Below are 11,739 nucleotides of genomic sequence, written 5' to 3'. Positions count from 1 at the left end.
TGCATTTAATCTGAAGTGATTGATTTTAAAAGCTATTTAAATAAAACTGCTAGACCGATTCTTGTCTTTGATGGTGCTACGGGTACTTCCTTACAAACATTCGATTTAACAGCTGAAGATTTTGGTGGAACAAAATATGAAGGATGTAATGAGAATTTAGTTATTTCAAGTCCCAGGTCAGTTGAGAAAGTACATAGAGGGTTTCTTGATGCTGGTTGTGACATTATTGAAACTAATACTTTTGGAGCAACATCAATTGTCCTTGAAGAATATGGGCTATCAGATAAAACATATGAGATTAATAAAGTTGCAGTTGAAATAGCCAAGTCAGTAATAAGTGAATATCAAAGTGATGAGAAACCAAGATTTATTGCTGGATCAATTGGCCCAACAACGAAGTTAGTTACTCTTGGACATATAACATTTGATGAGTTAAAGAGTAGCTACAAAGAACAATCATTAGCTCTTATTGAAGGAGGTGTTGACTTAGTACTAATAGAAACTTGTCAAGACGTTTTGCAAATTAAAGCTGCTATTCAAGCTGTAAATGAAGCAAAATTAGAATTAGATTCTAAAATACCAATTATGGTTTCCGTAACAATGGAAACTAATGGCAGAATGCTAGTTGGGACAGATATTTCTGCTGTTGTATCAATTCTTCAACCATTTGATATAGATATATTGGGACTTAATTGTGCTACAGGTCCATTTGAGATGAAGGATCATATTAAATATTTATCAGAACATTCACCATTCACTATTAGTTGTATACCAAACGCAGGCCTCCCGGAAAACGTTGGAGGTGTGGCTCATTACAAATTAACACCTATTGAATTACAAATGCAGCTAATGCATTTTGTACAAGATTTAGGAGTACAACTTATTGGTGGATGTTGTGGAACGACACCTGAGCACATTGCTGTGCTTGCTAAATACGCAAAGTCAATTAACAATGATAAGAGTAGAAGTAATAACATACATTCTCTTCCTGATAAAGTATTTATTCCTTCAGCAGCATCAATTTATGATATTACCCCATATAAGCAGGACAACTCATTTCTTATAATAGGTGAAAGGTTAAATGCTAGTGGATCAAAAAAGGTAAGAGAATTATTGGTTAAGGATGACTGGGATGGACTTATTTCAATAGCTAAAAGTCAACAAAAAGAAAATGCTCATATATTAGATGTCAATGTTGATTATGTTGGTAGAGATGGAGTCTCAGATATGAGTGAACTCGTAAAGAGAGTGGTTACTAATATAAATTTACCGTTAATGCTTGACTCAACTGATTATGAAAAGATGGAGAGTGGTTTAAAGAAATGCGGAGGTAAATGTATACTTAACTCAACTAATTATGAGGATGGCCCAGATAGATTCTATAAAGTTCTTGAATTAGCGAGGAATTATGGGTCGGGTGTTGTTATTGGAACTATAGATGAAGAAGGCATGGCAAGAACCTCAGAGAAGAAAGTAGCTATCGCCAAACGAGCATATTATGATGCCACTAAATTTGGTATAAAACCATATGAGATTTTTTATGATCCACTTGCTTTGCCAATATCTACAGGTATAGAAGAAGATAGAAATAATGCTAAAGAAACTTTATTAGCAATAAGAGAAATAGTTAAAACTCTACCTCAAGTACATATTGTTTTAGGAATTTCAAATATTAGTTTTGGATTATCTAAACTTGCTAGGCTTAAGTTAAACTCAGTATTTTTAAATGAAGCTATAAAAGAAGGTATGGATTCAGCAATAGTTTCACCTAATAAGATATTACCCTTATCAAGATTTGAAGAACATGAGCTACAAGTGTGCTTAGACCTTATATATGATAAAAGGAGATTTGAGAATAAAATCTGCACCTATGACCCTCTAACAGAATTAACATCTATGTTTGATTCTGTTAGTCCAGACTCTAATTCTAATTCTATTGAAAAACTTAATAGTTTGGAGATTACTGATAGATTAAGGCAACATATTGTTGATGGAGAAAGAATAGGTTTAGAAGAAAATCTAAATATTGCTCTTAAAAACTATAGCCCTCTTGACATAATAAATAAATATTTATTAGAAGGTATGAAAGTTGTAGGTGAACTATTTGGTTCAGGACAAATGCAACTCCCCTTTGTTCTTCAATCAGCGGAGACAATGAAACATGCAGTATCATTTTTAGAGCCCTTCATGGAGAAAATAGATGGGAAAAGTACTTCTAAGGGAAAATTTCTAATTGCTACTGTCAAAGGAGATGTTCACGACATTGGTAAAAATCTTGTAGACATAATATTAAGTAATAATGGATATGAAGTAATTAATTTAGGTATTAAACAGGAAATAAAGTCTATTATTTCAGCTCAACAAAAGTATGGAGCTGACTGCATAGCTATGAGTGGTTTATTAGTTAAATCGACAGCATTTATGAAGACTAATTTAGAGGCATTTAATGAATCCGGTATCAATGTTCCTGTAATACTAGGAGGAGCAGCTTTAACTCCAGGTTTCGTAAATAAAGATTGTAATGATGTCTACAAAGGAAAGGTGATATACGGCAAGGATGCTTTTACTGATTTAAGATTTATGGAATCTTATATGGAGGCCAAGAATAACGGTAAATGGGACAACATTGAAGGATTTATAGACGGAAATCCAAAAGGTGTTTATGTCCCAATTAACTCTTCATCGGAATTAACTAATGACAAACTCAACAAAAATGATAGTCTTAATAAAGTTAAAAAAGAAGTTACCTTAGATTTTAAAAGGTCAAAAATAATTAATCCTGAGCCTAGTGTAAAACCACCTTTTGTTGGTACTAAAATCTTAATTGCTAAAGATATATCTTTGACTTCCTTGATCCATTATCTAGACAAACAGGCTTTATTTTCTGGGCAATGGCAAATGAAAAGAATGCGCAGTCAATCTAAGAATGAATATGACAATTTCATAGCAACTACCGCAGAACCAATATTAAGCAAATGGATTAATATTATCGAAGAGAAGTGTTTAGTAAACCCATCAGCAATTTATGGATATTTTCCTTGTGGTTCAATTAATAATTCTGTCGAGTTATTCGATCCTCAATCTATAAATAAAATTGGACATTTTGATTTTCCAAGGCAGAAATCTGGCAAGAGACTCTGCATATCTGATTATTATATTGGGATTGAGGATTCTAAGCCTCAAGATATAATGCCTATGCAAGCCGTAACAATGGGCTCTGTAGCAAATGAATATTCAAAAATGCTGTTTAATAATAATCAATATACGGATTATTTATACTTTCATGGCCTAAGTGTTCAATTAGCAGAAGCACTAGCTGAATATGTTCATTCAATTATTAGGAGGGAATGTGGATTTGGTAACCTCGAACCTAAAACAAATAAAGATATTCTCTCAATGAAATATAGGGGTTGCAGGTACTCCTTCGGATACCCAGCATGCCCTAATGTAAGTGATTCGAGAAAACAATTAGAATGGCTTAATACTGAAAGAATTGGATTAACAATTGATTCAAGCGACCAATTACATCCAGAGCAAAGTACAACAGCAATTGTTTCTTTACATAGCCAAGCAAAGTATTTTAGTGCTTAGCTTTTCTCTTTTTAATTAGTTACATATTTACCCATTACATAAGGATTCCATAGACTCAATTACTTCCTGTTGAAATTCATCCATAGCATCAGAATCACTTAGGTCAATACCTTCTCCTGCTGCATTCTGAGTTAGCTCCTGGAAATGGAAGGCTCCTTCTCCATTAGCTAAAAATTCCATTGCTGAGGTCTCTCCGCTCTCGCGAAATGCGTCGCAAAGAGCAAGGAAAGCAGCGTCTTCGAGAAACTCCCAATCCATTGAGGATGTATTACTGCTTGATCTTTAAACCCTTCCCCCCCGGTCACGTCAACCTTATATGTGCAGAATGTGTCACTAATTAGCAATTCAAAATAATCTTAATCTTAGTTTAGTTTCCAGAAAAGCCAGTAATATACAAGGATTTTATGAATATGAGACCTAATTTTAATCACGTAAAATTTTTGGTACAAAACATTCAATATATTGATTTGCCTCCAATCCATTAATTTAGAAATATCGGTGACCTCCGAAGCTTTTAAATTTCTAATATTCGCCAATTACCATTATTAAGCAGTTTATCTATGGTTTTTGAACAACAAATTTTTTATGCTCTTCCTTTGTATCAAAAGTCAATTTAAAATTGAAAAGCATAAGAGCAGTCAAATCTGGGCTGGAAACGCCTCAGAAGGTTTTTAGGCAGTATAAAAGTGTTTGATGAGGCTAAAAGCTCTCTGAGTCATTTTGACTAAAATAAAGGCGCTTCTAGGGAAGAGGATCTAAAAAATATTAACTAAAATCCATATATATATCTTATTTCAATAACAGTGATTAATATATTGGTAGCTTTATACCTTAAGAATAGAGATACGTGTATCAAAATAGTTTATGGGATAGGGTTTTAAGAACTAATCAGAAAGCATTACAGTCGAACGCTATTAGACCCTTTAAAACAAAACTTGAAAGGTATCTATTTGAAGGATACGAATATGAATTAAGGAGTTTAATTGGAAAACCCAGAACTCAGAATAGTAAAATAGGACCAAATAAGAATCCCTTCCTTCCTTGGGAAAGGGAATTAGAGGTGGCAAAGGTTAACAATGATCATGTATTAATTTTAAATAAGTACCCAGTAGAGCTAGGCCATTTACTCTTGATTACAAAATACTGGGCTCCCCAGAATGGATGGCTAACATATAAAGACTGGCAAGCATTAGCATCAGTAGAATCTAAAATTGATGGATTTTGGTTCTTTAATAATTCTGAGAATTCTGGCGCCAGTCAACCACATAGACATTTGCAACTACTATATCGAAAAGGAACAAAATATCTATTTCCTCGTCAAAGATGGTTTGAAGATCATCTTCAGGATAAGAATCATTCAAATTCTAGTTTGGTAAGAAGTGTATCTGTAAAAAGAAGATATTATTATAGAGATAAGTCATCTGCTGATGAATTAGATGATCTTTATAAACAAGTCTGTGAAGAGATGAAAATAGGTAATACCATTGTAAATACAAAGCCTTCTATCTCATATAATTTGATAATTACTAGCGATTGGATTTCATTAATTAGAAGATCTAAGGAGTCATATAAAGGTTTTAATATTAACGCTTTAGGCTTTGCTGGCTATTTTCTAATTACCTTTAATTCTGATCTAAGCTGGCTCCGAAGAAACAGTCCATTATCGATACTAAATGAAGTTGTTATTCCTCTTTAAATTAATTAGTTATTCTGTAGGTAGTGATTCATCTCTTTTAATCTGTTCTTGTAGTTTTTCTATGGACGCATTGACTGAAGCAATTCGACGCTCTAGCCCATCTCTTATAAAAGTAAGCATTGCCATCTTTCTCTTATGTATACGGAGTCTTCGAGCTTCTATCGTTCCGAAATCTATACATGCTTTTGATGTCATAAGATTATATTAGATAAATTAATTATGACTCAAATATCTATAAACTGTGGATTATTCAGTAGGCGTTAACAAAATAAGTAATTTCTATCGAGTTTTGAGACAAATTTGTCTCATCGAACATAAGCTAGATAATTATTATAAAAGTATGTGATTTATTATTTAAAATTCAAAAATTATTTGTATTAGGCTCAAAATTGATTACGATTGATATAGACGAATTTAAATTGTGCAAGGTAGTGAGAATAATGGAACTAGAAGAATCTCCGCTAATCTTCCACAGGAACTGATAGAAGGTGTAGATGAATTGAAGAAAGAATGGGGATTAAGGAGTAGAGGGGCTGTTCTTGAAAGACTTTTGGAAAGTTTATTTACTGAGAATGGCAATGTAATTAGCAGTGATCTTCACTCACTATCTGATGAAGATAATATTAATGACGTAACTAATTATAATGAAGATAAAGCAATTGTTCTTATTGGTAAATCAGATATTGCACTTGTAGAAACTAAAGAATTAGAACAAAGTAATACATCGAAAATTGAGATTAAGGAAGCTGTTAATAATCCAACTATAATTGATTTGCCAGGCTTTGTTAGCTCGAAAACAAAGAACCTTAAACGTAGCTTAAATTCTAAGAAGGTTCAAACATCTGAGTTTGTTTCCTATATAAATACAGTTAAAGATTCTGACATTAATTTATCACTCAAAAAAGCCAAAGAACATTGGATATATCTATATGGAAGCCACCCTGGAGAAAATGTTGTTGAAGCCGCTATGATCTGGCTAGCAAGAGATATATGGCCGCACATAGATAGCAGTGAAAACAAAGCATTTACGTGGTCGGCATCAAATAAATCAATGAGAGAATATTATTCTAACTGGACCTTAGAAAGCCCTAGTTTTGAACGGATAATTGTTACGGCCGGTATTTTAGAAGATCCATTTTCATCAAATAACTTAGTAACAAGAATTCCGACAATTATCAGAAGGTTTGTAAATCGATTTAAAAGAAGGCAAAACGGCACATCTTTTCAAACTATAGAATCGACAATGACAGTACATGGAGCACTCAAGCTTTTAGGCCTGCCAACTCAAGCAGGATCCTCATTGACTCTCATATCGATACGAGAAGCTTATAAAACTAAAGCCATGGAGAGTCACCCTGATTCCGGTGGCTCTACAGAAACAATGAGAAAGCTAAATGAAGCGTATCAACTTCTTAAGGACCTATATAAAAAGAAATAACTAATCTACATAGTCTCATTCTAGACCGGCTACTAGTCCAGATCTAGGTCTTATACAAGACTAGCGAAAAAATATTATTTTTATAAATTCATTATTCTCATTTAAGATCTACTAATAGACTCAGGATGAGTCTATTAGTAGATTGTTAAATATAAAAAATCGATGTTCTTATTTTCCTAAATGAACTCTGAGTCATTCTGATAATGAGCTATGTATATCTAAAGAGTTTAAAAATGAATTAGAGATATCTTTATCGTCCATATATTGTCCAACGTTATAACCATGCGCAGAAACCCAGTCTGGGAAGGGTTTCAAGAACTCGCGTAACTGTTTATATGACAGTTACGCTTCTTTTTTGAAGCATTTAGTTGATACGTTTTCATATGTCTTGGATAAGAATTACTCCAGACTCTTAATTAGTGTTATATAAGATGCCTGAATAGGTACTCTTTAGTTTCTCGATGCATCGACCATCACTAAGGGACAGAGACCAATATTCTGTTATTAATGTTCTCACTATTGTCTACCTTTTAGACTTTATATTAGTCTAATATGATAGGAGTGAGACTAGCTCCTTGGTTCGGCTTTTAATTTGTCTACAAGCATTTGTCTTATCTTGTCGTGTATTGGATTTATATCAGCTTCTTGAAGTGTGGTTTTAGAATCCCTATATGTGATTCTAAAAGCTTTACTAATTTTTCCTTTAGGTAAATTCTCTCCTTCATATCTGTCTATTAGTTCTACCTTTTCCAAGAGAGGTTTGCCTGTTTTCTGAATAATTGCTGTAATTTCTTGCGAGGTGCACTTTTTATCAACAATCAAAGCTAGGTCTCTTTCCATCGTAGGAACTATTGGATAAGGGGCGAATTTTGGACAAAGTTTATTTTTACGTGATGCTGCTTCTATAATTGGATTAAGTTCCAGCTCGAATAAGTACGAAGCATTGTCTAAGTCATATTCAGTCAACTTATATGGATGAACTTGACCAAATTTACCAATACATTTTGATTCAAGATATATTTCAGAGGCTCTTCCTGGATGTAGTAGTTTATCATCTGATAATGTCTTATCTATAATATTTAGCTTTAATATTCTAAAAATAGATTCTATTAATCCTCTAGCCTCATTATAGTCTAATGAGCTTTTTCTTCCATAATTAGTCCATTGCTCTAATGTCCTTTTACCTGTGATAGCTCCTCCTATAATTATTTCCTCTGTCATCTTATTATTATTATAATTGTAGAGAGAACCTATTTCGAATATCCAACATCCTTTTTGTCCAGCCGACATATTTCTATTGCATATGTTTAAATGTTCCTCCCATAGGTTTGTTCTTAAATGACTTGTTTCTGCTAAAAGAGGATTTGCTATTGCTATTCTTTTTTCCTTAAACTTACTTTCTGATACAAGGGAAGAGGTTGTTATCTCTTGAAGTCCAGAGCTACATAAGTATGATCTAATCTTTCTTTGTATAGACTGAGAGGGGGTTAAACCACCTGGTTTTATTGGATATGGAAGCTTTGCTTCAAATCTATCGTAACCAATTAATCTAGCTATTTCTTCAATTAAATCTATCTCTCTTCGTAAATCTATGCTTCTATAGGAAGGAACTGTAACTTGCCAAGACTTTTCTTTTCGAATGCATTTGCAGCCTAAAAGAATTAATTTTTTTTCTACATCAGAGTCTGATAGGTACTTTTTACTACTATTTTTATGACTTAGGCTATGCATAGGAGTTATATTATCTGTTTCAACTAAATTGTTTTGTAGAGGGCCAAGAACTTTATCTATACGATCCTTTCTTAGTAAGATAATGTGAGGAATAATCTCTATATCGTTTGACATATAAGTTTCAGATATATCAGAAGTAAATGATCTCTGTAGTAACTCTAGAAATCTATTAATTGAATATATTGTATTTTGTTCTGATATTCCTTTTTCATATCTACTACTTGACTCTGTTCTTAGGCCTAATTTCCTTGCAGATAATCGAACAGATTTAGACGAAAACAATGCTCCTTCTAAAACCACACTTTTTGTGGCATCATGAACAGATGATTCTATTGAACCTATAACTCCAGCAACAGCAATAGGTATATCGTGACATGTAATAATTGTAATATCATTTGATAAATTATATGTCTTTCCATCTAGAGCATTTATTTTTTCAGAGTTAAGTGCTTTTCTAATGCCAAAGCTTTCTTGACTTACATGCCTGTTTGTTATTTTCTCTAGGGAATCGAGATCAAAAGCATGTAATGGTTGTCCTTGTTCAAGCATAATATAATTTGTTAAGTCTACAATTGTATTAACACTATTTAATCCTGATTTATTTAGCCTATCTTTTATATAATAAGGAGATTTGGTAACACTTTCAATTTTAGTTAGTATTGTTAGTGAATATAACGAATTCTTGTCAAATGAATCATTATCCTTATACATAGGTTTGAATAAACTTGTCTTATTTCTAAAGTTAATTGTTGGTATGGACAGTTCATTCTCTGTCAAAGCTGATAATTCACGTGCAATACCAACTATTGACATTCCATCGGGTCTATTTGCCGTAATTGCAATATCAATTATATAATCATTTAAATTAAAAAGGGATAAAACATTTTCACCAATATTTGGAATATTTATATCTAATTCCTCAAGAATTGCTATTCCATTAGATTTATCCGTTAAACCTATTTCAGAAAGCGAACAGATCATCCCATCACTTTTAACACCTCTTAACTTCGAAGATTTTATTTCTATATCCTTAGCTGATAAATACGCACCTGGTACAGCAACAAGTACATGGATATTTTTTCTTACATTAGAGGCACCACAGACTATTTGACTTTTGACCTCGTCTCCCGTATTTACAGTACAAACCCTTAGTTTATCTGCATTTGGATGTTTCTCTATTTCTTCAATGTATCCAACAACTACGCCCTCAACTCGCTTTGATAGATCTTCGATTGATTCAACCTCAAAGCCAGCCATAGAAAGAGATTCTTCAATCTCATAAACTGTTTCATGGATACAGACAAGCTCATTAAGCCAGGAATATGGGACCTTCATAAAGAATCTTGTTTATGATGAGATCTGATGGAATACTAATAAGTTTATAACTTAAGCATGCCACGTTGTAGAATAGATAATCGTATTTAAGCTACGCTAGAAGAGAGCATCTACCTATGGCTAAAAAGGGTACCAGGCTTGTTGTCACCTTAGAATGTACTGAATCGCGTTCCGTCCCAACTTCACAAAAACGTTTTCCTGGCGTTTCAAGATACACGACAGAAAAAAACAGAAGGAACACCACAGAAAGATTGGAACTCAAGAAATTCTGTCCTGAACTTAATAAAATGACTATACACAGAGAAATTAAATAGAAAAAACACTCACTCAATCTTATTATGAACAATTCTTTCTTTAAGAAGAAGTTATCTCCTATTAAACCTGGCGATCCAATTGATTATAAGGATGTTGAACTTCTAAAAAAATTTATAACTGATAGAGGGAAAATATTACCTAGACGCTTGACTGGCTTAACTGCTCAACAGCAAAGAGATCTCACAATAGCTGTGAAAAGAGCAAGAATCATAGCTTTATTGCCATTTGTTAATCCAGAAGGATAGTCTTTTATTAATTTTATTTAATGTCATTTAATGACTCAAATAATAGTATTATAACTTCTAGTAATTTAAAACATTTTGATATCTATCAAACTGTAGATAATAAGCAAATAACAAAGACTTGCGTAACTTCATATAAGATTGGTTTATTAGAAGAATGTCAATTTTATAGAGATTTAACTCATCTTAAGACTTATACCATAGATGATATAGACACAATTGAAGTTGATGATGCAATTTCTATTGAGAGAAACGAAGATAGTTTGAAAGTTTGGGTACATATTTCATCTCCTTCTTTATTTATTGAATTAAATGATCCATTAGATCAAATTGCTAGAAGAAATGCAGCTACTATATATCTTGGTGAGGAGACGGTTACAATGTTTCCTTCTAACATAATAGATGAATTGTTAACTATAAAAGCGAATAAAAGTAACTTCTGTCTTAGTTGCTGTGTAGAATTAAATATTGATGGCTCTATCGCAAGTTCAGAGGTTTATATATCTAAAATTTGTAATAATTATAAATTGACATATGAGGATGCCGACGAATTAATAGAATTAGCCCCAAAAGAAGAAGAGGATCTTTCTTTATTACACATTCTTTTGGATAAGAGAAGAAGATGGAGATTGAATAATGGATCTCTATCCATCGAGGGAATTGAGGGTAGGGTTAAACTCCTGAATAATAAATTATCTATATCTTTTTATGAAAAAACTCCTTCAAGAGTTTTAATTGAAGAGGCTATGCTGCTTATGGGACATGTAATTTCTTTGTATTCTATAGATCACAATATAAACATACCATTCAGATGTCAGGATAGTTCAACGATTCCTACTTTAGATTACAATCTTCATTATTCATTGCGAAATAACTTACTTAGAAAATCGCTATGCAGGAGTTATATATCTCAAATTCCTTCAATACATTTTAGCTTGGGACTTAGTTGCTATGTTCAGTGTACATCGCCAATAAGAAGATATATAGATCTTCTCACTCACTATCAAATTACTAATAAGATACTTAAAAAGGATTTAATTTCACGAGAATTAATGGATCAACTTATTTGTAGCTTTAAATCTAATCAGATTCAAGTCAATGAAAAGATGAAAGATAATAAAACTAAATGGTTAGCTAATTATTTATTAATAAATAAAGCTGAAATAATACAATGTTATTTTCTTCGTTGGTTAAGTTATAAAAGATCTTCCGCATTAGTTTTTGTAATCAATTATTCATTTGAATTTGTCTTTTGCATACATACCAATTCCAACATCAACTTTGGGGATAAAATTACATTGAAAATATTAAACTCAGGAGAAGATGAAGAACATAGTAAAATATTCGTACAAGCACTTATGCTAGGAACGTAAGAATTTGCTTTATTCTTA

9 protein-coding genes are annotated in these 11,739 nt (G+C 32.4%); 6 read left to right on the top strand and 3 right to left on the bottom strand.

What is annotated here, in order from left to right; translation table 11 throughout:
• Positions 1-15 precede the first annotated feature (15 nt).
• Positions 16-3,591, top strand: coding sequence for a methionine synthase (metH, locus tag SOI85_RS01575; RefSeq protein ID WP_320664481.1), 3,576 nt, complete (start codon positions 16-18; stop codon positions 3,589-3,591).
• A 27-nt stretch (positions 3,592-3,618) separates the two neighbouring features.
• On the opposite strand, the gene SOI85_RS01570 is transcribed toward metH, so the two are convergent.
• Positions 3,619-3,849 carry a hypothetical protein gene (locus SOI85_RS01570; protein ID WP_320664480.1) on the bottom strand — a complete coding sequence of 77 codons (231 nt, stop codon included), beginning with the start codon at positions 3,847-3,849 and terminating at the stop codon, positions 3,619-3,621.
• A 589-nt stretch (positions 3,850-4,438) separates the two neighbouring features.
• Here SOI85_RS01570 and SOI85_RS01565 point away from each other — a divergent pair.
• Complete coding sequence (locus SOI85_RS01565; RefSeq protein ID WP_320664479.1) at positions 4,439-5,287, top strand: ATP adenylyltransferase; 849 nt, start codon at positions 4,439-4,441, stop codon at positions 5,285-5,287.
• 9 nt (positions 5,288-5,296) lie between these two features.
• On the opposite strand, the gene SOI85_RS01560 is transcribed toward SOI85_RS01565, so the two are convergent.
• Positions 5,297-5,482, bottom strand: a complete 186-nt coding sequence (locus SOI85_RS01560; RefSeq protein WP_320664478.1) for a hypothetical protein — start codon at positions 5,480-5,482, stop codon at positions 5,297-5,299.
• Positions 5,483-5,708: 226 nt separating this feature from the next.
• Here SOI85_RS01560 and SOI85_RS01555 point away from each other — a divergent pair, with 226 nt between their 5' ends.
• A complete protein-coding gene (locus SOI85_RS01555) occupies positions 5,709-6,725 on the top strand; it encodes a DnaJ domain-containing protein (RefSeq protein ID WP_320664477.1) in 1,017 nt (338 codons plus the stop codon).
• Positions 6,726-7,292: 567 nt separating this feature from the next.
• Here SOI85_RS01555 and pheT read toward each other — a convergent pair.
• Complete coding sequence (pheT, locus tag SOI85_RS01550; protein WP_320664476.1) at positions 7,293-9,791, bottom strand: phenylalanine--tRNA ligase subunit beta; 2,499 nt, start codon at positions 9,789-9,791, stop codon at positions 7,293-7,295.
• Between the two features lie 116 nt (positions 9,792-9,907).
• Between pheT and rpmG the strand changes: the two genes are divergently transcribed.
• From rpmG to SOI85_RS01535, 3 genes are read left to right on the top strand one after another with little or no spacing between them, the layout of a single operon-like run.
• Positions 9,908-10,105, top strand: coding sequence for a 50S ribosomal protein L33 (gene rpmG, locus SOI85_RS01545; RefSeq protein WP_320664475.1), 198 nt, complete (start codon positions 9,908-9,910; stop codon positions 10,103-10,105).
• A gap of 24 nt (positions 10,106-10,129) precedes the next feature.
• Positions 10,130-10,351, top strand: coding sequence for a 30S ribosomal protein S18 (rpsR, locus tag SOI85_RS01540; protein ID WP_320664474.1), 222 nt, complete (start codon positions 10,130-10,132; stop codon positions 10,349-10,351).
• Positions 10,352-10,371: 20 nt separating this feature from the next.
• Positions 10,372-11,721, top strand: a complete 1,350-nt coding sequence (locus SOI85_RS01535) for a ribonuclease catalytic domain-containing protein (RefSeq protein WP_320664473.1) — start codon at positions 10,372-10,374, stop codon at positions 11,719-11,721.
• Positions 11,722-11,739: the final 18 nt, after the last annotated feature.

This window comes from Prochlorococcus sp. MIT 1223, from assembly GCF_034092465.1.
Taxonomy (GTDB): Bacteria; Cyanobacteriota; Cyanobacteriia; order PCC-6307; family Cyanobiaceae; genus AG-402-N21.
This window is presented reverse-complemented; position numbering and strand designations above follow the sequence as displayed.